Source organism: Bradyrhizobium sp. USDA 4341 (assembly GCF_054063755.1).
Genome location: NZ_JBSSGO010000002.1, coordinates 6,519,159 through 6,542,500, shown reverse-complemented (window position 1 = coordinate 6,542,500; position 23,342 = coordinate 6,519,159). Strand labels below are relative to the sequence as shown.

The 23,342-nt window shown below is 63.8% G+C and carries 19 protein-coding genes, 1 rRNA gene and 1 riboswitch (1 of these 21 only partly in view); of the genes, 11 read left to right on the top strand and 9 right to left on the bottom strand.

All coding sequences use genetic code 11. The annotated features are described in order from the left end of the window. Window positions 1–1,360: ribosomal RNA gene (locus ACVIGB_RS36955) — 16S ribosomal RNA — on the bottom strand; it reaches 131 nt to the left of the window's first position. Window positions 1,361–2,366: 1,006 nt separating this feature from the next. On the opposite strand from ACVIGB_RS36955, the gene ACVIGB_RS36950 reads away from it, so the two are divergent. The 3 genes from ACVIGB_RS36950 (at window position 2,367) to ACVIGB_RS36940 (ending at window position 5,337) form a co-directional block, all read left to right on the top strand. Beyond that, window positions 2,367–4,430 (top strand): M23 family metallopeptidase, encoded by a 2,064-nt coding sequence (locus tag ACVIGB_RS36950; protein WP_092123333.1) that lies wholly within the window; start codon window positions 2,367–2,369, stop codon window positions 4,428–4,430. A 182-nt stretch (window positions 4,431–4,612) separates the two neighbouring features. Beyond that, a complete protein-coding gene (locus ACVIGB_RS36945) occupies window positions 4,613–4,975 on the top strand; it encodes an SPW repeat protein (RefSeq protein WP_456724984.1) in 363 nt (120 codons plus the stop codon). A gap of 95 nt (window positions 4,976–5,070) precedes the next feature. Continuing rightward, window positions 5,071–5,337, top strand: coding sequence for a hypothetical protein (locus ACVIGB_RS36940; RefSeq protein WP_092123331.1), 267 nt, complete (start codon window positions 5,071–5,073; stop codon window positions 5,335–5,337). Between the two features lie 51 nt (window positions 5,338–5,388). Here ACVIGB_RS36940 and clpB read toward each other — a convergent pair whose 3' ends face one another. Continuing rightward, the gene (gene clpB, locus ACVIGB_RS36935) at window positions 5,389–8,040 is read right to left on the bottom strand and encodes an ATP-dependent chaperone ClpB (protein ID WP_456718978.1); all 2,652 of its coding nucleotides are present in this window, start codon (window positions 8,038–8,040) and stop codon (window positions 5,389–5,391) included. Window positions 8,041–8,231: 191 nt separating this feature from the next. After that, the gene (locus ACVIGB_RS36930) at window positions 8,232–8,795 is read right to left on the bottom strand and encodes a helix-turn-helix domain-containing protein (protein WP_092123328.1); all 564 of its coding nucleotides are present in this window, start codon (window positions 8,793–8,795) and stop codon (window positions 8,232–8,234) included. A 57-nt stretch (window positions 8,796–8,852) separates the two neighbouring features. Here ACVIGB_RS36930 and ACVIGB_RS36925 point away from each other — a divergent pair, with 57 nt between their 5' ends. From ACVIGB_RS36925 to ACVIGB_RS36915, 3 genes are all read left to right on the top strand, one after another. Continuing rightward, the gene (locus tag ACVIGB_RS36925) at window positions 8,853–9,368 is read left to right on the top strand and encodes an N-acetyltransferase family protein (protein WP_456718979.1); all 516 of its coding nucleotides are present in this window, start codon (window positions 8,853–8,855) and stop codon (window positions 9,366–9,368) included. A gap of 56 nt (window positions 9,369–9,424) precedes the next feature. Continuing rightward, complete coding sequence (locus ACVIGB_RS36920) at window positions 9,425–10,207, top strand: MOSC domain-containing protein (RefSeq protein WP_456718980.1); 783 nt, start codon at window positions 9,425–9,427, stop codon at window positions 10,205–10,207. Between the two features lie 134 nt (window positions 10,208–10,341). After that, the gene (locus ACVIGB_RS36915; protein ID WP_456718981.1) at window positions 10,342–11,274 is read left to right on the top strand and encodes a YARHG domain-containing protein; all 933 of its coding nucleotides are present in this window, start codon (window positions 10,342–10,344) and stop codon (window positions 11,272–11,274) included. A gap of 82 nt (window positions 11,275–11,356) precedes the next feature. Here ACVIGB_RS36915 and ACVIGB_RS36910 read toward each other — a convergent pair whose 3' ends face one another. Next, complete coding sequence (locus ACVIGB_RS36910) at window positions 11,357–12,016, bottom strand: TIGR02594 family protein (RefSeq protein ID WP_456718982.1); 660 nt, start codon at window positions 12,014–12,016, stop codon at window positions 11,357–11,359. Window positions 12,017–12,247: 231 nt separating this feature from the next. Between ACVIGB_RS36910 and ACVIGB_RS36905 the strand changes: the two genes are divergently transcribed. Next, complete coding sequence (locus tag ACVIGB_RS36905; RefSeq protein WP_456718983.1) at window positions 12,248–13,120, top strand: alpha/beta fold hydrolase; 873 nt, start codon at window positions 12,248–12,250, stop codon at window positions 13,118–13,120. Between the two features lie 129 nt (window positions 13,121–13,249). Here the strand turns inward: ACVIGB_RS36905 and metW are convergent, their stop codons facing one another. Continuing rightward, complete coding sequence (metW, locus tag ACVIGB_RS36900) at window positions 13,250–13,915, bottom strand: methionine biosynthesis protein MetW (protein WP_456718984.1); 666 nt, start codon at window positions 13,913–13,915, stop codon at window positions 13,250–13,252. Then, window positions 13,912–15,117, bottom strand: coding sequence for a homoserine O-acetyltransferase MetX (metX, locus tag ACVIGB_RS36895; RefSeq protein WP_456718985.1), 1,206 nt, complete (start codon window positions 15,115–15,117; stop codon window positions 13,912–13,914). The genes metW and metX overlap by 4 nt, the downstream gene beginning before the upstream one ends. Window positions 15,118–15,201: 84 nt before the next feature. Beyond that, window positions 15,202–15,281, bottom strand: a riboswitch (SAM riboswitch). 186 nt (window positions 15,282–15,467) lie between these two features. On the opposite strand from metX, the gene ACVIGB_RS36890 reads away from it, so the two are divergent. From ACVIGB_RS36890 to ACVIGB_RS36880, 3 genes are read left to right on the top strand one after another with little or no spacing between them, the layout of a single operon-like run. Continuing rightward, window positions 15,468–16,331, top strand: a complete 864-nt coding sequence (locus ACVIGB_RS36890; protein ID WP_456718986.1) for a chorismate mutase — start codon at window positions 15,468–15,470, stop codon at window positions 16,329–16,331. Between the two features lie 36 nt (window positions 16,332–16,367). Beyond that, window positions 16,368–17,465, top strand: coding sequence for a histidinol-phosphate transaminase (hisC, locus tag ACVIGB_RS36885; protein ID WP_456718987.1), 1,098 nt, complete (start codon window positions 16,368–16,370; stop codon window positions 17,463–17,465). Between the two features lie 8 nt (window positions 17,466–17,473). Further along, on the top strand, window positions 17,474–18,406 hold the full coding sequence (locus ACVIGB_RS36880) for a prephenate/arogenate dehydrogenase family protein (RefSeq protein ID WP_176533776.1): 933 nt from the start codon (window positions 17,474–17,476) through the stop codon (window positions 18,404–18,406). A 294-nt stretch (window positions 18,407–18,700) separates the two neighbouring features. Here ACVIGB_RS36880 and ACVIGB_RS36875 read toward each other — a convergent pair whose 3' ends face one another. Then, on the bottom strand, window positions 18,701–19,798 hold the full coding sequence (locus tag ACVIGB_RS36875) for a MerR family transcriptional regulator (RefSeq protein WP_456718988.1): 1,098 nt from the start codon (window positions 19,796–19,798) through the stop codon (window positions 18,701–18,703). A 222-nt stretch (window positions 19,799–20,020) separates the two neighbouring features. Between ACVIGB_RS36875 and ACVIGB_RS36870 the strand changes: the two genes are divergently transcribed. Then, the gene (locus ACVIGB_RS36870; RefSeq protein ID WP_456718989.1) at window positions 20,021–20,710 is read left to right on the top strand and encodes an outer membrane protein; all 690 of its coding nucleotides are present in this window, start codon (window positions 20,021–20,023) and stop codon (window positions 20,708–20,710) included. Window positions 20,711–20,878: 168 nt separating this feature from the next. Here ACVIGB_RS36870 and ACVIGB_RS36865 read toward each other — a convergent pair whose 3' ends face one another. Next, on the bottom strand, window positions 20,879–21,358 hold the full coding sequence (locus tag ACVIGB_RS36865; RefSeq protein ID WP_224924647.1) for a hypothetical protein: 480 nt from the start codon (window positions 21,356–21,358) through the stop codon (window positions 20,879–20,881). A 304-nt stretch (window positions 21,359–21,662) separates the two neighbouring features. Next, the gene (locus ACVIGB_RS36860; protein WP_456718990.1) at window positions 21,663–23,231 is read right to left on the bottom strand and encodes a hypothetical protein; all 1,569 of its coding nucleotides are present in this window, start codon (window positions 23,229–23,231) and stop codon (window positions 21,663–21,665) included. Window positions 23,232–23,342: the final 111 nt, after the last annotated feature.

Genomic DNA, 23,342 nt, shown 5'->3' with positions numbered 1-23,342 from the left:
TGGTGTGACGGGCGGTGTGTACAAGGCCCGGGAACGTATTCACCGTGGCGTGCTGATCCACGATTACTAGCGATTCCAACTTCATGGGCTCGAGTTGCAGAGCCCAATCCGAACTGAGACGGCTTTTTGAGATTTGCGAAGGGTCGCCCCTTAGCATCCCATTGTCACCGCCATTGTAGCACGTGTGTAGCCCAGCCCGTAAGGGCCATGAGGACTTGACGTCATCCCCACCTTCCTCGCGGCTTATCACCGGCAGTCTCCTTAGAGTGCTCAACTAAATGGTAGCAACTAAGGACGGGGGTTGCGCTCGTTGCGGGACTTAACCCAACATCTCACGACACGAGCTGACGACAGCCATGCAGCACCTGTCTCCGGTCCAGCCGAACTGAAGAACTCCGTCTCTGGAGTCCGCGACCGGGATGTCAAGGGCTGGTAAGGTTCTGCGCGTTGCGTCGAATTAAACCACATGCTCCACCGCTTGTGCGGGCCCCCGTCAATTCCTTTGAGTTTTAATCTTGCGACCGTACTCCCCAGGCGGAATGCTTAAAGCGTTAGCTGCGCCACTAGTGAGTAAACCCACTAACGGCTGGCATTCATCGTTTACGGCGTGGACTACCAGGGTATCTAATCCTGTTTGCTCCCCACGCTTTCGTGCCTCAGCGTCAGTATCGGGCCAGTGAGCCGCCTTCGCCACTGGTGTTCTTGCGAATATCTACGAATTTCACCTCTACACTCGCAGTTCCACTCACCTCTCCCGAACTCAAGATCTTCAGTATCAAAGGCAGTTCTGGAGTTGAGCTCCAGGATTTCACCCCTGACTTAAAGACCCGCCTACGCACCCTTTACGCCCAGTGATTCCGAGCAACGCTAGCCCCCTTCGTATTACCGCGGCTGCTGGCACGAAGTTAGCCGGGGCTTATTCTTGCGGTACCGTCATTATCTTCCCGCACAAAAGAGCTTTACAACCCTAGGGCCTTCATCACTCACGCGGCATGGCTGGATCAGGCTTGCGCCCATTGTCCAATATTCCCCACTGCTGCCTCCCGTAGGAGTTTGGGCCGTGTCTCAGTCCCAATGTGGCTGATCATCCTCTCAGACCAGCTACTGATCGTCGCCTTGGTGAGCCATTACCTCACCAACTAGCTAATCAGACGCGGGCCGATCTTTCGGCGATAAATCTTTCCCCGTAAGGGCTTATCCGGTATTAGCACAAGTTTCCCTGTGTTGTTCCGAACCAAAAGGTACGTTCCCACGCGTTACTCACCCGTCTGCCGCTGACATATTGCTATGCCCGCTCGACTTGCATGTGTTAAGCCTGCCGCCAGCGTTCGCTCTGAGCCAGGATCAAACTCTCAAGTTGGACTTGAACTTTGAACCGGCTGATCACAACGTTTGACGAGGTCCCACCATTCTTCGCCGACCGAAGTCTGCGAGCTGCCTACGATTCACATCGCTGGCAACGATGGTGTAACCTTTAAACGTGTACCGCCGAAGTCTTTCGTCCACCCTCAGAAAGTCAAAAGCCGAAGCTTTCAAGTATTCCGAGAGACGCAAGGACTCCGCCGTCCACGTTTCTCTTTCTTCATCTTCACTTGTCAAACAGCCCGGGATCCGATGACCCCACACCCTTAGAGGGTGGTTCTACCCTTCAGCGACGAACAGTGAACCTCAACCGATTTATGTCGGCTGCTGTGTCACTCATCGAAGTGAGGAGCATCAGTGGCGCGTTCGCTCGCCTTGGTCAGTGACCCGGCGGCGCCGCGCTCAGTGGTTGGTTTATAGTCCCCACCCCTCGGGATTGTCAACGACCATTGTCAACAAATCGTCGCACGCCGCGAAATCGTGTGTGCAATGCGAAAAAGCTCTCGTATTTTCCATGACTTAGGTCAGAGGTAAAAATTCGCAACCCAACCCGCGCGGCAAAAAACTTTAAAAAAAGTTTGTCGTCGAAGAGCTCGAGAGGCCCTCCGGAACGGGTTCCCCGGCGCTCCAGAGCGGGCGGCGGCATCGACCTGCTTCAGGAAACTTTTCCATCTCAAATGCCGCACTTGAGCCACAATCCTGCGACGTTCTGGCTATATGACATGCATTGAACCGCTCGAAACCTGTGGGGGCTCGGGTGGTTTTTCTGGGGGACCAGGCGATTTTCTCCAAGAACCCGTCGCCTCTTCCCTTCGCGGCCGAGCAACATCGAGAGATCTGCACACCATTGACGTTCGAGAGTGCGGCTAGCTAATGGCCTTCGTCTTCTCGACTTCGATGCGTGTGGCTCGCCACACTGCCGAGATTCCTCTCCAGGGGATCGAGGTGGCGACGAGGACGAGCAGAGGTCGATCGCAGTTGCTGGAATTTGGGGGGATATCGGCTTGAGCCAACGGGCGTCACGCGGAAGCGGCATTGGGCGCGAGACCGGGATGATCGATCTCGGTCACGAACCGCCGCTTTCAGTCGACGGCACCGAGGCTGCGGTGATCGATCGCCGCCGTGTCTCCGTACAATGGTTCAGCGGCACCATTCTGACCGGACTATGTGGCGCGGCCCTGATCGGCGGCGCCGTTTTTGCGTCGCTCGATGGCGAGATGACCTTCGCCAAGGTACCGGAGCGCGTCGAAGGCGCGCTGCGCGGCGCCTTCACCGGCAATGATCGCGTCGTCAGCCTGCACAAGGGCGACCGCCTGCCGCCACCGAGCGAATCCTCCGCCTCCCGCAGCCTGGTACGCGTGTCGACCGTGACCCGCGTCGGCAATCGCGACGTGATGCGGGTGCGGCCCTTCATCCGGATTTCCGGCAATCTCTCGATGACCACGAGCGATCTGTCGTCCAAGATACCGGCGTTCAACGCGCAGCGTCTGTTGACCGATGTCGGCTCCGACACGCCGGCGGCCGCCGAGGATCCCAATGCGGCCGACGCCGCCGAGCCCGACGCCGAGGTCTCTTTCGTCACCAAGGATCTCGGATCCGTGCTGCCGAAGGCCAAGCTCGCCGCTGTTGTCGCGCTCGACGACGTGCTGATGCGGGTCCGCGACGCCGCCAATTGGCGCGGCTCCGGCGGTTCGGTGCGCTACGCGTCACTCGCCAATGCCGCGGCCGATGCCACCGGCGCCGGTCCCGATATCAGGATGGCCTACGCAACCGAGGGCAACACCTCCGACCCCTATGCAGGTTTCGAGACCCGCGTGGTGCCGGAGAACGTCACCCTGCTGCCGAAGACCAAGGAGCAGGTCACCGGCGGCAATCCGGTCGGCGAACGGGTTCACCTCGTCAAGAAGGGCGACAGCATCACCTCGATCCTGCGCGATCAGGGCGCAACGCCCGACGAGGCGAAGGCGATTGCCGCAACGCTCGGCCCGCGCGGCCGCGACGGCGGCCTGAAGGAAGGCCAGAAGGTGCGAATCCTGATGGCGCCGTCAGCACCGGGCGCCCGGCTGCAACCCTATCGGGTGATCGTCGCCAACGACTCCGTCGTCGAAGCCGTCGCCGCACTGTCCGATATCGGCAAATACGTTGCCGTCGACGTGCAGAGCATGAACACCACGACCGATACCGCCGACAATTCCAGCGACGATGAAGAGGATGATGGCAGCGGCGTGCGGCTCTATCAGAGCATTTACGAGACCGCGCTGCGCAACAAGGTGCCGCCGACCGTCATCGACGATATGGTCAAGATCTACTCCTATGACGTCGATTTCCAGCGCAAGGTCCAGCCCGGCGACTCGTTCGACGTGTTCTATGCCGGCGAGGACGAAGGCGTCACCAGCACCGAAAAGACCGAAGTGCTCTACGCCGCGCTGACCGTCGGCGGCGAAACCAAGAAATACTACCGCTTCCAGAGCTCCGACGACGGCGTCGTCGACTACTATGACGAGACCGGCAAGAGCGCGAAGAAGTTCCTGGTCCGCAAGCCGGTCAACAACGCGATCATGCGTTCGGGCTTCGGCGGCCGCCGCCATCCGATCCTCGGCTACGTGAAGATGCACACCGGCGTCGACTGGGCCACCGCCTACGGCACGCCGATCTTCGCCTCCGGCAACGGCATGCTCGAGAAGGTCGGGTACGAGGGCGGTTACGGCAAATATATCCGCATCAAGCATTCCAACGGTTACGAGACGGCCTACGGCCATATGTCGGCCTTCGCCAAGGGCATGGAAATCGGCAAGAAGGTGCGGCAGGGCCAGGTGATCGGCTTTGTCGGCTCGACCGGCCAGTCGACCGGCCCGCACGTCCACTACGAAATCCTGGTCAACGGCCGATTCGTCGACCCGATGCGCGTGAAACTGCCGCGCGGCCGGTCACTCGAAGGCCCGATGCTGGCGGGCTTCGAGAAGGAGCGCGACCGGATCGAAGCCCAGATGTCCAGCCGCGGCAGCTCGCGCATCGTCTCGGATGCCACCGGCAGCGCGCCGATGACGCGGTCCATCAGCAACCGCTGATGATGCAAGAGCCGGCCCGTCCGGCCGCGCAGATCCCAGGAAACGCTGCAGGCGCAGATCAGATGCGATGCCGTTTCGAGGCCATGACGCCGGCAGTTTCAACAAATTTCGCGCCCCAGGGCGGGAACCCGAACGGCGATCATCCAGTTGATTCAACAGTAAAACCTCCAATGGAGGGTGTCATGGAGAACTGGACGAACGCAAAACTGTGCGACGTCGCAAACCTGATCCTCGGCGCGATTCTCTTTCTCTCGCCGTGGCTGTTCAAGTTCGACGCCGGCACGGTTTCCACCAACGCCCACATCGTCGGCCTCGTGATGGCGGTCCTTGCGATCGCCGCGCTCGCGGCATTCGCGGTCTGGGAGGAGTGGCTGAACCTCGTCGTCGGGCTTTGGGCAATGGTCTCGCCCTGGGTCCTCGGGTTCCAGGCAATGACCACCGCGACGACCGTGCACGTGGTGATCGGCATCGCCGTCGCGGTCCTTGCCGCGATCGAACTCTGGGCCATGTCCCAGCATCCGCCTCGGCTCACAACGCACAGCTGAGGCCTTGAAACGATGCGTCCCTACCCGCTGGCGCAGATCGCTGGCGGGCGGGGGTTTGGTCGTGCTCAACGAAGATATCCACAAGGATTTGCGCCATGACCCAGCTCACCCGCGACGATGTGCTTAAAGCCGTCGGCCACGCCGACGATGTCACCATCGCCAGGATCATCGCATCCGGCGCCACGATCACCGAGCTTGCCGAAGCCCAGGCCTGGCTTGCCAATGACGAGCCGCTGATGAACGCCGGCAGGCCGCTGGCCACAGGCCGCACCCGCGAGCTGGTCGATATTCTTTCCGAACTCGAACCCGCCGATGACGACGAGCCCGGTCAGCTCAGTCCACCGACCGTCCCGCAGGACTAGCCTGGACGACGAAGCCCTCCCCGCGACCGCGGGGAGGGCTTTTGCATGCGGTCAGTTCAGCTTGCGCTTCGAGACCGGGGCATCGAACTGCACGATCTCGGCGGTGTTGGGCACCTGACCGTTGAAGGTCAGCACGTTGCCCTTCTCCGAAATCACCACGCGATCGCCGTCCTTGACCTCGCCGGCGAGGATCATCTCGGCCAGCGGGTCCTGCACGCTGCGCTGGATCACCCGCTTCAGCGGACGGGCGCCGTAAGCCGGATCCCAGCCCTTTTCGGCAAGCCAATTCCGCGCCTTCGCGTCGAGCGTGAGATCGATCTTGCGATCCTCGAGCAGCTTGGTCAGCCGCGCGAACTGGATCTCGACGATGCGGCCCATCTCGTTCCGCTGCAGCCGGTGGAACAGGATGATCTCGTCGATGCGGTTCAGGAATTCCGGCCTGAAATGCGCCCGCACGACGCCCATCACCTGATCGCGAACCGCCGCGGTGTCCTCGCCTTCCGGCTGTTTCACCAGGAATTCCGAACCGAGGTTCGAAGTCATGATGATCAGCGTGTTGCGGAAGTCGACGGTGCGGCCCTGACCATCGGTCAGGCGGCCGTCGTCGAGCACCTGCAACAACACATTGAAGACGTCGGGATGCGCCTTCTCGATCTCGTCGAACAGCACGACCTGGTAGGGCCGGCGCCGCACGGCTTCGGTCAGTGCACCACCCTCGTCGTAGCCGACATAGCCGGGCGGCGCGCCGATCAGCCGCGAGACCGAGTGCTTCTCCATGTATTCGGACATGTCGAGGCGAACCATCGCGGTCTCATCGTTGAACAGGTCAGCGGCGAGCGCCTTGGTCAGCTCGGTCTTGCCGACGCCGGTGGGGCCTAAGAACATGAACGAGCCGGTCGGCCGGTTCGGATCCTGCAGGCCCGCGCGGGCACGGCGCACGGCGGTTGCCACCGCACGCACCGCTTCGGCCTGGCCGACGACGCGCTTGGCGAGTGCGTCCTCCATTTTCAGGAGTTTGTCCTTTTCGCCCTCGAGCATCTTGTCGACCGGCACGCCGGTCCAGCGCGAGACGACCTGCGCGATGTGGTTGGCGGTGACCGCCTCCTCCATCATCTCGCCGCCGTTCTGCTTGCCGCTTTCGGCTGCCTCGATGTCAGCGAGCTTCCTTTCCAGCTCGGGGATCCGGCCGTAAGCCAGTTCGCCCGCCTTCTGGAATTCGCCGCGACGCTGCGCATTGGCAAGCTCGACGCGGAGCGCATCGAGTTCGCTCTTCAGCTTCTGGGCGTTGGAGAGCTTGTTCTTCTCCGCGCTCCAGCGCGCCGTCAGCGCCGCCGATCTCTCCTCCAGCCCGGCGAGCTCCTTCTCCAGGGTCTGCAAGCGGCTCCTGGAGCCGGCATCGTTCTCCTTCTTCAGCGCCTCCTGCTCGATCTTCAGCCGGATGATGTCGCGATCCAGCGAATCGAGCTCTTCCGGCTTCGAATCGACCTGCATCTTCAGCCGCGCCGCCGCCTCGTCCATCAGATCGATGGCCTTGTCGGGCAGGAAGCGGTCGGTGATGTAGCGATTCGACAGCGTGGTCGCGGCCACCAACGCGGAGTCGGTGATGCGCACGCCGTGATGCTGCTCGTACTTGTCCTTCAGGCCGCGCAGGATCGAGATGGTATCCTCGACCGTCGGCTCGCTGACATAGATCGGCTGGAACCGGCGGGCCAGCGCAGCATCCTTCTCGACATGCTTGCGGTACTCGTCGAGCGTGGTCGCACCGATACAGTGCAGCTCGCCGCGCGCGAGCGCAGGCTTCAGGAGGTTGGACGCGTCCATCGCGCCGTCGCCCTTGCCTGCGCCGATCAGCGTATGCATCTCGTCGATGAACAGGATGATGCCGCCCTCGGCGGACGAGACCTCCTGCAGAACGGATTTCAGCCGCTCCTCGAACTCGCCGCGATATTTTGCGCCGGCGATCAGGGCGCCCATGTCGAGCGACAGCAGCTTCTTGTCTTTCAGGCTCTCCGGCACGTCGCCGTTGAGGATGCGCAGCGCCAGCCCCTCGACGATCGCGGTCTTGCCGACGCCGGGCTCACCGATCAGGACGGGATTGTTCTTGGTTCGCCGCGACAGCACTTGAATCGTGCGGCGGATCTCCTCGTCACGGCCGATCACCGGGTCGAGCTTGCCGTCGCGTGCAGCCTGGGTCAGGTCGCGGGCATATTTCTTCAGCGCGTCGTAGGCGTTTTCGGCCGTCGCGGAATCAGCAGTGCGGCCCTTGCGCAGCGCTTCGATCGCCGCATTCAGGTTCTGCGCCGTGACGCCGCCCTTGCTCAGGATGGAAGCCGCCTCGCTGCCCTTCTCGAGCGTGAGCCCGAGCAGCAGCCGCTCCACCGTGACATAGCTGTCGCCGGTCTTGTCGGCGGCCTTTTCGGCCGCGTCGAAGGCGCGCGCCAGCTCCGGCGACAGGTAGACCTGTCCCGCACCATTGCCCGAAACCTTCGGCAGCTTGTTCAGCGCCTCTTCGGTCGCTTTCAGGATCGCTCTGGAATTGCCGCCTGCACGGTCGATCAGACCGCCGGCAAGCCCCTCATTGTCGTCCAGCAGCACCTTCAACAGATGCAAGGGCGAGAACTGCTGGTGACCGTCGCGCATTGCGAGCGACTGGGCAGACTGGATGAATCCGCGCGAGCGCTCGGTGTACTTCTCAATGTTCATTCGTTTTCCCTCGGCCTGCCATCGTCACCCATTCAGGCATGACAAAGGCATCTTCATTGGGTTTCCGCGGGCCGCGTTGACGTTCCTCAACCAGCCTCTGGTCGTCGCCATCATTTTTCAGGCTTGCCGCAGATGTGGGCACTTGGTTCCGAAACGGAAGAGCCACGGTCTGCGATTTCGCCCGATGAAGCTCAGCGCCGCACGATGGCGACAAGGTAGCGGCAGGGCTGAGCAGTTTCGTTACGGAAGACGATGTCCGACGGCGGCCCGAGCTCGACGCGGTCACCCGCGGCGAGCTCATGGCGCTCCGCCCCTTCCATCAAGGTGAGGCGGCCGCTGATGACCCAGACCACCTGACGGACCAGGTGATAGGCGCTGGCCGGAAAGCCGGCTTCCTGCCCGGCAGGCAGCTCGACCTCTACCAGTTCCAGCGGATTGGCCGGATGCAGGAACACCTGCCGCCGCAGATAGGCCGCCTTCGGGTCGCGCCACACCGGCTGATCCTTGGCCCGCTGCAGGCGGGAACTGTGTGAGGCAACCTCGAACAGCGCGGCCATGGTCAGGCCATAGGCCGTGGCAATCCGCGACAGCGTCGCCGCTGTCGGGCTGGCCTCCGCCCGCTCGATCTTGCTCAGCATGGCCTTGGACACGCCGGCCCGCCCGGCGAGTTCCGCCAGCGACCAGCCGCGGCCTTCCCGTTCGGCGCGAACCCGCCGCCCGAGAGCCTCATCGGCATTGTCTTCTATAATTGACATGTCGTCTTATATAGTGGACGATCGGGGTTGTTCAAGAGGCCTGTCGAGGAACGACCAATGATGATCCGCCCCGCCACCGAGCAGGACATTCCTGCGATCACCGCAATCTTCAACGAGGCGGTCGCCAACTCGAATGCGATCTGGACCGAGAAGCAGGATTCGGAGGCCGAGCGGCTAACCTGGATGAAGGCCCGGCTGGCACTGGGTTACCCGGTGCTGGTCGCGGCCGAAGGGCCGGTGGTGCTCGGCTACGGCACGTTCGGCGATTTCCGCGCCTTCCCGGGTTACCGCTACAGCGTCGAGCATAGCGTCTATATCCATGTCGATCATCGCGGCCGCGGCCTTGGCCGCGTCATCGTCGACGAACTCGTGGCGGCCGCGACGGCGCTCGGCAAGCACGTCATGATCGCCGGCATCGACGGCGGCAATCCCGCCTCGCTGCGGCTGCACGCGCAGGGCGGCTTTGTGGAGGTCGCGCGGATGCCGGAGGTCGGACGCAAGTTCGGCCGCTGGCTCGATCTCGTCTTCATGCAGCGCGTGCTGGATGCCGCAGGCGCGGCGCGGCCCGACTAGCTGCCTTCGCATCGGCGGCGGTTTTCCTCGCGCGGCAAACACGCTAGAGCGGGAGCATGGACAGCACGCACACCTCCTCCGCCCGGATCACCGGCATCTACCGCTATCCCGTCAAGGGTTTGACACCTGAGCTCCTGCCCCGCGCCGAGCTCAAGGTCGGCGAGACGCTGCGCTCGGATCGCCGCTACGCGATCGAGAACGGTCCGAGCGGTTTCGATCCCGCGGCGCCGAAATGGCTGGCGAAGCCGCATTTCCTGATGCTGCAACGGGACGAGTGGCTGGCGCCGCTGCGCGCCCATTTCGACGATGACAGCCACGTGCTGACCTTGCGCCGGGACGGCGCGATGGTGGCCCAGGGCGATCTCGAGACGGAAGCCGGGCGCGCGGCGATCGAGCGCTATTTCACTGACCGTCATGCCGGCCAGATCAAGGGGCCGCCCAAGGTGCTGGTGAGCCCCGGGCACAGTTTTTCCGACGTGCCACGCAAGGTGATCTCGATCATCAACCTGGCCAGCCTGCGGGCGATCGAGGACATGGTGCAGGCGCCGGTCCATCCCCTGCGATTCCGCGCCAATCTCTATGTCGAGGGCTGGCCGGCCTGGCATGAGGCCAGCCTGCTCGACCAGACCATTGCGATCGGCAGCGCACGGGCAAAAGTTGTGAAGCGCATCACCCGCTGCGCCGCGGTCAATGTCGATCCCGATACCGGCGCGCGCGACCTCTCCGTCCCGAACACGCTGATGCAGCGCTTCGGCAACAATGAATGCGGCATCTACGCCGAGATCATCAGCGACGGCGGCGCTGCTGTCGGCGATACGATTGCCGCGGAACCGCACTAGGTCACGCCAGGTTCCGTATTCCTTGAAGACGGCATAAACGTGCATCGCATTGCAATGTTCGGTTGCGTGCAATAGACTTCACTCGAAATTTTGAATTACAGCAAATTTGTCGAAATTGATTGCACGGGGTTGCCATGAGCATGATCATGGTTTCGTACCGGCGGGTCGATCAGGACACAGCGGGCCGCATCGCCGACCATCTGATCGAGAAGTACGGTGAGAAATCCGTCTTCTTCGACGTCAACAGCATTCGCACCGGCGCCAACTTCGTCGACCGGATCGCCAAGGCCATCGTCGCCTGCGACATCGTCATCGCGGTGATCGGTCCGCATTGGATCGGCAAGACCGACGATGGGAAACCTGCGCGTCTGGAGGATCCCGCAGATTCCGTGCGCTTCGAGATCGAAACGGCGCTGAAGCACAACAAGACGCTGCTGCCGCTGCTGGTGAACGGCGCAACCATGCCGGAGGCCGCCGAGCTGCCGGAATCACTTCGCTTCCTGCACTTCTGCAACGCCGCCCGGGTCGACTCGGGTCAGGATTTTCGCGTGCACATGACCCGCCTGATCGATACGATCAACGAGGTCCTGAGTGAGGCCGGGCGATCGCCGCTGCGTGAAGTTTCGCCGATCAAGCGCTACTGGAAGTACGGCGCAGGCCTCGCCGCCGCGGCATTGGCGCTGGCCGTCTGGACCGTCGGGCCCGCGTTCGAACATACCGTGGTGAAGTCAGGCGGACAGGACGATCAGACCACCGTCGGACGCACGACGCCGCCCGCCGTTCCGGCCTCCGTCACGCAGCGCGCCAAGGCGCATGACGGCTTTCTCTTTCCTGATTCCGATCGACGATTTCTAGCCGACGCCGACCTCAAGGACATGTCGGCGATCGAGCTGCGCATCGCGCGGAACGAGATTTTCGCGCGGCATGGTCGGTTTTTCAAGGACCAGGTGCTCGCGAACTACTTCTCGCAATTCGCCTGGTATCAACCCGCTGCGGTCGAAGTCCCCCTGAGCAACCTCGAGACGACCAACGTCGACACGATCGAGGCAAAGGAGCACGAGAAGTGAGGCCAGCCGGGCAGTATCGGTTGATCTCGCACCGCGTATGACCACCTCCCCCATTCTCAGGGGAGAGGTGGCCAGTCCCTGATCAATTCGTCGGCATCACATAGGCGTAGATCCGGCCGCGCGAGACCGGCGTCTCGCGGACGCGATGGCCGCTGTTGCCCGAGATCATGATCGGATTGCCCTTGGCATCGACGCCGGTGATGATGCCGACATGACCGCCGCCGCGGCGGCCCATCACGGCAATGGCGCCGACCTGCGGCCCCGAAACGCGCGTGCCGTATTTGGCGAACGAGCTCGCCATGTCGGAGCCGGTGCCGCGATGGCCGGTCTGCTGCAGCACCATGTTCATGAAGCGCGCGCACCACAGGCTGGAGCGGCCGGTCGGATTGCCACCGAGATAGCGGCGCGCCGTGTCGACGATGCCGGATGAGCCGAAGCCACCTGCCGCGTTCACATCGGTGTTGGACGCGGCCTCAGCGCCGGGCATCACGGCCGCATTGGCCTCGCCGAAGCCGCCCGCCTGCATCTGGGCGCGACGCTCGGCGCGCGACAGCCGCGCTGTGTGCCGGTAGTGATGATGGGCGGAATGCCGCGCGTGATGGCCGGCATGGGCCGAATGCGCGTGACGCGAATGGTGCGGACGGGCGGACGCCGGAGCGACGGAGATCACGGCGAACGTGAGCGAACACAGAGCCAGCGCCAAAACTCGAAGCGACCGGCGATACGCAAGCAACTGAACCATACTTCACGAGATCCTCTGAAACGCCCCCCGATTCCCCGTCGCGTTCCCAAGGGAATGCGGCGGTGGTTTTGAAATTCGGGATGTGGCGCGAGGAAGATTTCATGCGGCGTTGCGGAAACGATTTCTGGGTCATTCCGCGCAAATTCCATGACGAAATTAGCCAGAACTGCCGCATTGCAGCCGCGGAAATTAATTGCAAATCTGTGGGCGGCCAACGAGAGGAGAATTTCAATGCCCCATGCCATCACGAAAGATAATGTCCGCCTCCATTTCGAGGAGGCAGGCAGTGGCACCCCGATCATCTTCCTGCACGAGTTCGCAGCTGATCACACCAACTGGGAACCGCAGATGCGCTACTTCGCGCGCGGACACCGCTGCATCGCCTATTCCGCGCGCGGCTACACGCCGTCGGACGTGCCGCCGAGCGCCGACGTCTACACCTACACGCACTTCTACACCGACGCGCTCGCGGTGCTCGACCACCTCGGCATCGCGAAGGCCCACTTCATCGGGCTCTCGATGGGCTCCTATTCCTCGCTGCAGGTCGCGCTCAACGCGCCGGAGCGCGCGCTGTCGATGACACTGGCCGCTGTCGGCTCGGGCTCCAGCCTCGAGCATCTCGATGCCTTCCGCGCGCAGTGCCGCGCCAATGCCGAGCAGTACGAGGCGATCGGCTCGGTCGAGGTCGCCAAGGTAACGCGCGAGGCGCCGAGCCGGATTCCGTTCCTGGTCAAGGACCCGCGCGGTCACGCCGATTTCTACGCCGCGCTCGCCCGCCACGACGCCAAGGGCTCGGCCAACACGATGCGCAGCTTCCAGGGCGGCAGGCCCTCGATCTACACCATGACCGACGCCATCAGGCGCGCGGCGACGCCGGCGCTGATCCTGTGCGGCGACGAGGACGACAATTGCATCGCGCCCAGCATGTTCCTGAAGCAGCATCTGCCGGCCGCCGGCCTCTCGTTCTTCCCGAAGTCCGGCCACGTGCTCAACCTCGAGGAGCCCGCGCTGTTCAACGAGATGGTCGAGCGCTTCATCGCACTGGTCGAGGCCGGGCGCTGGCCGGTGCGCGATCCGCGGTCGCTGGTGGCGGCGCCGGTGTGACCCGTCATTCCGGGGCTCGCGAAGCGAGAACCGGAATCCATTGGGCCGCAGGCTTCGTGGACTAAATGGATTCCGGGCTCGATGTTGCGCATCGCCCCGGAATGACGAGCGTACATTACTGCGCAGCTACTACTTCCCCTTCCCACCCCGGCTGAGCAGGAACACGCCCTGCTCGCCGAACATGTTCCACACCCACCAGGGCAGGTTGAGCGGCACCGGGCGGCCGTAGAGATCGAGCGCCACCGCGCGCTCCATCTTGACGTTGATCTCCTCGCAGAGCTGCACGAAATCCTTGATGGTGCAGAAATGGATGTTCGACGTGTCGTACCAGCTCGCCGGCAGATTCTCGGTGCGCGGCATGTGACCGCCGACCAGCAGCTGCAGCCGCATCTTCCAGAACCCGAAATTCGGGAACGAGACGATGGCGCGCTGGCCGATCCGCAGCAAATTCTCCAGCACCACCTTGGGCTGCCGCGTCGCCTGCAGGGTCTGCGACAGGATCACGTAATCGAAGGCGTCATCGGGATAGTTGACGAGGTCGGTGTCGGCGTCGCCCTGCACCACCGCGAGGCCCTTGGCGACGCAGCCATTGACGCCCTCGCGCGACAACTCGATGCCGCGGCCGTCGATGCCGCGGCTCTCCAGCAGCTGCAGCAATTCGCCGTCGCCGCAGCCGACGTCGAGCACGCGCGAGCCCGGCCGCACCATGTCGGCGACCAGCAGGTGATCGGTGCGATAGCCGCCGGTCCGCTCCGGCGCGACGCCCGGCAAGGGCAATGTCTGCTGCATGCTCATGATTGGCCGTCATCCTTCAGTCCGCGCGCCTTGCCCGCGGCCTGCAGGAAGGCGCGGGAGATCTCGAGGAATTCCGGCACGTCGAGCAGGAACGCGTCATGGCCGCGATCGGTCTCGATCTCGGCGAACGACACCCGTGCGCTCGACGCATTCAGCGCATGCACCAGCGCGCGCGATTCCGAGGTCGGAAACAGCCAGTCGCTGGTGAACGACACCACGCAGAACCGCGTCTTGATGCCGGCGAACGCATTCGCCAATGCGCCATTGTGATCGGCGGCGATGTCGAAATAGTCCATCGCGCGCGTGAGATACAGATAGCTGTTGGCGTCGAAGCGCTCGACAAAGGACGAGCCCTGGTAGCGCAGATAGCTCTCGACCTGGAAATCCGCATCGAATGAGAAGGTCGGCAGCTCGCGATCCTGCATCCGCCGTCCGAACTTGCGGTGCAGCGCGGCGTCCGAGAGATAGGTGATGTGCGCCGCCATCCGCGCCACCGCCAGTCCGCGATGCGGATGGGTGTCCTCGTCGACATAGCGGCCGCCGCGCCAGTCCGGATCGGCCATCACCGCCTGACGGCCGAGCTCGTGGAACGCGATATTCTGCGCCGAGTGCCGCGTCGAGCAGGCGATCGCGAGCGTCGAGAACACGCGCTCCGGATAGGCAGCGGTCCATTGCAGCACCTGCATGCCGCCCATCGAGCCGCCGACGACGCAGAACAGCGTCGCAATGCCGAGGCGATCGATCAGCATCGCCTGCGCGCGCACCATGTCGGGGATCGTGATGATCGGGAAATCGAGCCCCCACACCTTGCCGGTCGCAGGGTTCAGCGACGCGGGCCCGGTCGAGCCCATGCAGCCGCCGATCACGTTGGAGCAGATGATGAAGTATTGTTCGGGATCGATCGGCTTGCCGGCGCCGACCATGGTGTCCCACCAGCCGGGCTTGCCGGTGACGGGATGGGTGTTGTTGACGTGCTGATCGCCGGTCAGCGCGTGGCAGATCAGGATCGCGTTGGACCTGTCAGCATTGAGCTGGCCATAGGTCTGATAGGCGATCTGGAACGGCGCGAGATCGACGCCGCAATCCAGCTTCAGCGGCTGATCCATGCCGAACTTCGCCACCAATGACGACGGGTGATCGGCCTCATGGGCGCGATCATCGCTGGACATCGGCGGGCTCGGTATCGGACGCACGTTGCTCATCTAGGCGACCCTGCCCTCGCGCGGGAGGGCTCGAACAGAAATCAGGCCATAAAAAACCCGGCCTGAACAAGGTTCGGCCGGGAGCTGATCTGTCCCCCGGCCTGTTTAGCGAGTTGTTTAACGTGGCTGCAAGCCGGCCGGCTCAAATGACCACGGAGTGGAGCGAACCTAGTCCTCAGGCCCCCCGTCGTCAAGGCGGCCAGCGAACCTCCCCTTGCCGGCCGCCGATGGTTAACCGAATGCGCAAGGCACGCCTGCGACGTTTCTCTTTGCTTTCGCTGGCCGTCTTTCCTAATCAGGGACCCTGTCTGGCACGGCATCGGGCCGCCCGGACGACAAGGTTTGAGAGCATGTCCAACCCACCCCCGTCGCCGCCCTCGCTGCAGGAGCTGCGCAAGGAGATCGATGCGATCGACGAGCAGGTTCACCGCCTGCTGATGGCGCGCGGCGACATCATCGACCGCCTGATCCAGGTCAAGAAGACCCAGGAGGTCGGCTCGGCGTTCCGCCCGGCGCGCGAGGCCAGCATGATGCGCGAACTGGTGCGGCGCCATCGCGGTATCCTGCCGCTCGACACCATCGAGAGCATCTGGCGCGTCATCATCTCGACCTTCACTTACGTGCAGGCGCCGTTCGCGGTGCACGCCGATGTTTCCGTGGGCGAGTCCGCCATGCGCGACTCGGCGCGGTTTCACTTCGGCTTCGTGGTGCCTTACGTGTCGCATTTCAGCGCCCAGGCCGCGGTCGAGGCGGCGGCGAAGTCGAAGGGCGACCTCGCGCTGGTCTCCGCGATCGCGAGCCGCACGCCGTGGTGGAATGCGCTCGAAGCCGATGGCGCGCCGAAGATCATCGCACGGCTGCCGTTCCTCGAACGCGCCGACCATCCCGCCGCGCTGCCGGTGTTCGTGATCTCGCGGGTCGCCGACGACGCCATGGTGACCGAGGTGCAGACCTGGAGCGTGCGCGTCTCCGGCTGGAACGCCGATGTCGCCCGCGCGCTGGCCCCGCTCGCCGAGATCGTCGCGGTCCCCGACACCGCCTTCGACGGCGCGGCCCTGCTGGTGTCGGTCACCGGGCAAGACCTGACTAACAAGGGTTTCGAGAAGATCAGGCTCGCCTTGATCGAGGCCGGCGCCTCGGTGCGCTCTTCGGCCCTCGTCGGCAGCCACGCAACGCGCTATACGGTGCCCTCTAACGGATCGGCCAGGAGCTAGGCTAAGCGCCGGCCCATCCGCCCATCGGAGTTGATGATGTCCCGCCCCGTGCCGAATCCCGGCATCCTCGATATTGCGCCCTACACGCCCGGCAAGAGCCCGGTGCCGGAACCGGGCCGCAAAGTGTTCAAGCTGTCCGCCAACGAGACGCCGTTCGGCCCGTCTCCCAAGGCGATCGCGGCCTACAAGGCCGCGGCTGACCATCTCGAGGACTATCCGGAGAGCACCTCGCGCGTGCTGCGCGAGGCGATCGGCCGCGCCTATGGGCTCGATCCCGATCGCATCATCTGCGGCGCCGGCTCCGACGAGATCCTCAACCTCTTGGCGCACACCTATCTCGCACCCGGCGACGAGGCGATCTCGACCACCCATGGCTTCCTGGTCTACCCGATCGCCACCATGGCGAACGGCGCCAGGAACGTGATCGCGGCCGAGACCAATTTCACCGCCGACGTCGACGCCATCCTCAAGGTGGTGACGCCGCGCACGAAACTGGTCTGGCTCGCCAACCCGAACAATCCGACCGGCACCTATATCCCGTTCGACGAGGTCAAGCGGCTGCGCGCCGAACTCCCGTCGCATGTGCTGCTGGTGCTCGACGCCGCCTATGCCGACTACGTCTCGCGCAACGACTACGAGCTCGGCATCGAGCTGGTCGCGACCACGGACAACACGGTGGTGACGCACACCTTCTCGAAGATCCACGGCCTTGCCGCGCTGCGGGTCGGCTGGATGTTCGGCCCGGCGCATATCGTCGATGCCTGTAACCGCATCCGCGGGCCGTTCAACGTCACGACGCCGGCGATGCTGGCGGCGGTGGCGGCGATCGAGGACTCTGCCCATGTGCAGATGTCGCGGACGCACACCGAACAGTGGCGCAACTGGCTGACCGAGGAGATCCGCAAGCTCGGGCTCAAGGTGACGCCGAGCGTCGCCAACTTCGTGCTGATCCACTTCCCGGCCGACAAGGGCAAGGCCGCGGCGGAGGCCGACGCCTATCTCACGCGGCGCGGCCTCGTGCTGCGCGCGCTCAACAATTACAAGCTGCCGCATGCGCTGCGCATGACCATTGGCACCGAGGAAGCCAACCGCCTCGTGGTCGAGGGCCTGCGCGACTTCCTGGCTGGAAAGTGAACACCGACGTGACCACGGCTCCGCTCTTCAACCGCATCGCACTGATCGGCTTCGGCCTGATCGGCGGCTCGATCGCGCGCGGCGCGCGCGCGCAGGGCCTCGTCGGCGAGATCGTGACCACCGCGCGCTCGGAGAAGACGCGCGCCCGCGTCGCCGAGCTTGGCATCGTCGATCGCGTCGTCGAGACCAATATCGAGGCGGTGAAGGACGCCGATCTCGTCATCCTCTGTATTCCCGTCGGCGCCTGCGGTCCGGTCGCGGCCGAGATCGCCGGCCATCTCAAGCCCGGCGCGATCATCTCCGACGTCGGCTCGGTGAAGGGCGCCGTCGTCAAGGACATGGCGCCGCATCTGCCCGACGGCGTGCACTTCGTGCCGGCGCATCCGGTGGCCGGCACCGAGCATTCGGGACCGGATTCCGGCTTCGCTGAGCTCTTCATCAACCGCTGGTGCATCCTGACGCCGCCCGAAGGCACCGATCCTGCGGCGACCGACCGGCTGCGCGCGTTCTGGGCCGCGCTCGGCGCCAAGGTCGAGATCATGACGCCGGATCATCATGACCTCGTGCTCGCGATCACCAGCCATCTGCCGCATCTGATCGCCTACACCATCGTCGGCACCGCCGACGAGCTGGCGCAGGTGACGGAATCCGAGGTCATCAAATTCTCCGCCGGCGGCTTCCGCGACTTCACCCGCATCGCAGCCTCCGACCCGACGATGTGGCGCGACGTGTTCCTTGCCAACAAGGACGCCGTGCTCGAGATGCTCGGCACCTTCACCGAGGATCTGTCGAAGCTGACCCGCGCGATCCGGCGCGGCGACGGCGAAGCGCTGTTCGACCACTTCACCCGCACCCGCGCCATCCGCCGCGGCATCGTCGAGATCGGCCAGGATTCGGCTGCGCCCGATTTCGGCCGGCCGCATGCGAATTTGAAGAAGTAGCCGGGGCTCGGTCCACACACTCTCCGTCGTCCCTGCGAAGCAGGGACCCATACTCCGCGGCGGATATTGCTGAAGGGACTCGTCAACCCAGTATCGCTATGACAACTGGCATTCGTGGTTATGGGTCCCTGCTTTCGCAGGGACGACACTGAGTGTGTCGCGCTGTTTGCGGTTATAATTTCGCATTCTCGCGACACGATTTGCCCGAGCTTTGCTCTTCGTTTCGCCGCTCTGAGATCAGAGGGCGCAGGGAAAGCCGTGTGCCGATCGGCAGCGCCGCTTCATCGCGTCTGGTCAAGGTAGCGACCGAAGCAACACGCCATCGATCTTTCCGTCAGATGCCAGAATGATCCGCCATTCCATGTCGACATTGGCGAAGTTGACGTCATAGACATCCCAACCGTCTCGCCCGACGCCCTTGAAGCGAATCGTTTGCATGCCCCCCGCCAGATCCAGCGCGGCGATGATCGCCGGAGCCTGCTCGCGGGCCACTGCCGCCATGAGGTCGCTCATGCCGGCGTAGTCGACGGCACCTTGCTGGTGCTGAATGATCAGGCGGCGGATCGCCTCCTCGGTTCCCGGCGACGGCGTCTTGTTATCTATCTTCTTTGCCAGCGCGGTCACCGCATCTTGGGCCTGCTGGTCGTCGATCCGGGTCGCGTTGTGCGTCAACCCGCCTTGATGAAGCGTCAGGGCGTTCGCGATTCCATCCGGCTCGACGGCGAAGGTAATCTGCGCCGCCGTGGTCTTGAGAAAAAACTTGTGCTCGCTTTCGGGATATATTTCCGAGGCGAACTGTCCGAGCGGCTTCGCGAACAGATGACCGCCATCGCGTGTGATCGTCACCACCTGCCCGCCGGTCTGAAACCGAAAATGACCGACGTAGCGCTCCATCACGCCGGGATCGATTTGAATCGCAGCGCGGGGCCGGGCCTGTTCGTAGCGCCGTTGCGCGACGGCATCGAACGATACTTCGGCCATGTTGGTCTCTTTGGCCAGCGTAATGAGGTCGGCGATCGAGAGCGATCCACCGGCGGAAAGCTTCAAACGCGCCACATTCACCAGCGCAAGGCCCTCATCGGCGCGGTTGCGCAGTTGAAGGATCGACGATTGTTGCATGGCCAGGATTCGGTCGAGATCGATCTCGCGGCCTTCGAGAAGCTTGGCGATTTGCGCCAGGCTGAGCCCCATTCGCTTTAGCGCGAGGATCTCGTGCAGCCGGCTGATCTCCGCAGCCCCATAGAGCCGCCAACTCTTCGCCGTGCGGCGCGGCGAAATCAGGCCGCGGCTCTCATAGAGCCGAAGTCCGCGTACCGTGAGACCGATGCGAGCGGCGCACTCTGCCGCGGTCAGCAAAACGTCCTTGTCGGCTTTGTCTCTCGGCTCGTTCATCGACGGAGGCCCTTTCGCCCGTACCTTACGGTGTGACCTTAGGTCCGGCTCAAGGCCTTTTTCGGCGCGGCAGGCGATAAACCGCTTGAGCCGGCCCCAAGGTCATAGGTCAGAAGCGGGGCAGGAAGACCCTTCAATGCGCAAGTCGCCACAAGACACGCGCGCATGAACGACGGTCCTCCGGACCTCGCCACACAACCACAACAACGGGAAACCAATCTCATGAAAAAGCTTCTGCTCGGTGCGGTCGCTGGTATCGCCTGCGCGGCTCCCGCGTTCGCGGCCGATCTTCCGGCGCGAACCTATCCGAAGGCGCCGGCCCATACGGCGCCGGAGGCGGTCTATAACTGGACCGGCTTCTATATCGGCGGCCACGTCGGTGGTGCCTTCGCGGGCAACAACAGCCTGGGCGGGGACAAGGTCCGATTCCTGGGCGGCTTGCAAGGTGGCTTCGACTACCAGTTCGCATCGAACTGGGTGATCGGTGCCGAGGTTCAGTTTAGCGGGCTCACCGGCAACGGTGGCAAAGGCTCGACCCTTCCGGCAGGCACCCTGGTAACAAGCAATCAGCTTGGCTCGATCACCGGCCGGCTCGGCTACGCCTGGGGCCCCGCGCTCCTCTACGCCAAGGGCGGTTACGCCGTCCGCGACAACCTCAATATCGGCGCCGGCTCCGGCGGAATTCCGGTGGTCGTTGCGACCAATGGCAGTCACCGGAGCGGCTTCACCCTCGGCGGCGGTCTCGAATATTTGTTCGGGCGGAACTGGTCCGCGAAGGCCGAATATCAGTACTACAACTTCGGCAACACCACCTTCGCCGGCGGCCCCGCCACGATCGTCGGCGTCCGGTTCAGGGACGACGAGCATACCGTCAAGGTGGGCTTCAACTACCGCTTCGGCTGGGGTGGCTAGAGCGCTTTCGATTCCTGGCCGTCATGGCCGGGCTTAGCCGTTCAAGAACCGCGTCGCTTCCGCTCGCCTATGCCCGGCCATCCACGTCTTTCTTCACGTTGGAAACCCAGGACGTGGATGCCCGGGACAAGCCCGGGCATGACGATTAAACTACCACCGCGCCGAACCTCACCGTCGCAACCGTTGATCCCGGATCGGCCCCGCCGCCGATATCGGCGCAACCTTCTGGGTCAGCCGCTGGCGGCCGACGAGGCCGGCGGTTGCCAGCATGACGTCGCCGCCGAACCACCACGAGCCGATCACGAACTCCCAGGCACGCGGCGGAATCTCGTCGAACACGATGCCATAGACCGACACCAGCGCAGCCAGCGCGGCGAGGAAGATGCCGCCGGCGCTCATCAGCTCGACGGCATCGATGCGCCCCGTGGCGCGCAAGGCCGGCCTTGGAATATCGATGCCGAGATAGAAGCCGACGGCACCGATCACGATCGTCGTCACGATGAAGGCAAGCGTACCGAAGAAAGCGATGTGCCCCTTCGCGAGCTGGGCGGCGACGAAGGTGCCGGCCATGGCACCGGCCATCGCCAGACCGGTTCGCTGCAACACATGCGCGGCGCGGCTGACCATCATCAGTTCGCGGGCGATCACGGCCCTCTCCTTTCTGCTCACGATCCTCATCTGCATGTTCCTTTCCAGCTCGATGGCCCGAAGCGCTCCAGAACGTGATCAGATTAGGTCGAATAGCGACGGCGCTACGCTCCGCCCCCTCTCCCCGTTCTTACGGGGAGAGGGTTGGGGTGAGGGGCCGTCACCGCACATACGGTGATAGCTGCGCTTGCGGAGGCTCCCCCTCACCCGGATTGCATCTCCGATGCAATCCGACCTCTCCCCGCACGCGGGGCGAGGTGGAACGGCGTCCGCGGCTCGACCGGGAGTAAAGTCACATCACGTCCTAGAACGGGTAGTAGCGGATCTGGGTCATGATGATGTGGTCGTCGGTCTTCGGCGCGCCGCCGACACCTTGGAAGGCGAAGCGCTGGTTATAGGAATACTGCACGCCGGCCTTGATCGCTCCGTAATCGCCCTTGAAGATCGTGTCGTAGAAGCCGGCGGTGTACTGCCTGACCTCCGAGGTGTTGCCGTTGCAGGTCGCCGCCGGCGAGTTCTCGATGTTGCAGCCGAGATTGTTGTAGAGCGGGTTGCCGTAGCCGAACGGCACCGTGCCGACATTGGAGAACGTCGCCTTGGTCTTCTCGAGGCCGGCATAGGCATAGAGATCGAGCGACGGCGTCGTGTGCCAGACCGTGCCGAGCAGGAACGCGGTGATCGGCAGCGGCTGGATCGAGCCGTCCTGCCGCACCGTCGCATCCGGGAACGGCGCGGCGGTGAAGCGGCCAAGCGCACCGTGAGACGCGGAGCCTTGCAGCTCCAGGAGCTTCGGCACGATCTCCGCCGAGAAGTGCCCGCCGAAGCTCACCGTGTTGACGTCGTGATTGGCGAAATTGAAGCGATCGTAGAAATCGCGATACATCGCCCAGCCCTCGACATGCAGCTTATAGGGCCCAAGCCGCGGATCCCACGCACCCTTCACGGTGAAATCAGGCACGTGATTGAGGCTGACATTGTTGGCGTTGTTGAAGAAGCTGCCGCCCGGCCCGGTGAGGTTGACCAGGAGGTTCGGGTTGAGCACGCCCTGTGGCCCAACCGCCGGCGTGCCGACCAGCGGCGTGTTGCCGCCGAAGAACGACGTCTGCGGATTTTCCGCCGAGACCGCGAGCTTGAATTCGGGCCCGATGTCCTGCCAGACGCGAATGCCGGGCTGCCGCGCCGCGAGGAAGCCGGGCACCGATTCGAAATCGATCACGCCGGGAGCATCGACCCCGCGCGGATCGATGCCGGACTTGCTCGGCGCATTCAGCGACCAGCTCTGACCGGCAAGCACGTGCAGGCCGAGATCGGTGCGGCTGACCTCGACGCTGGCCTGCCGCAGCCGCGGGTTGAACGAGTTGGTGGCGACCGAGTTCGCGGTCTGCGCCGCGCCTTCGAAATCCATTTCGCCGTAGCCGGCGACGCGGGTGTTGGCGAATATTTCGGCTTCCGCAAGCACCGAGAAGCGGGTCTGCCGCGCCGAGAAGCGCGATTCGCCGGTGTTGAAGTTCTTGCTCTGCGGGAACGGAATGAAGGCGTAGACCGAGCCGGTGTCGGAGGCGAGATTGCGGGTCCGATAGATGCCGGTGAGATCGACCCAGCCGCCGAAGGTGAAGGTGACGCCCTTGTAGCAGAGCTTGCCCGACGCGCAGGGATCGAACGGCACCGGCGCCTTGGCCGCCATGTGCGTGTTCTGCATCGCGCTCTGTCTTGCCGCCAGCGCCTCCTCCTTACGCGCCTGCACTTCCATTTTCTGTTCGAGCTGCTTGAGGCGTGCCTTCAACGCCTTCAGCTCCGACGCATCGTCGTCCGCCAACGCTGGACCTGCCGACAACAGCACGCTGCCGAGCAGAATCCCCCCGAGAATTCGCATCGCTTCCTCCACACGAGGTTGTTTCCTCAGGCGAGAGAGAGCGGTATTCGGGGAATGATATTCGCGGCGGCCCGCAATATTCCGGTCACGTTTTTCTCATCGCGCCAGCGG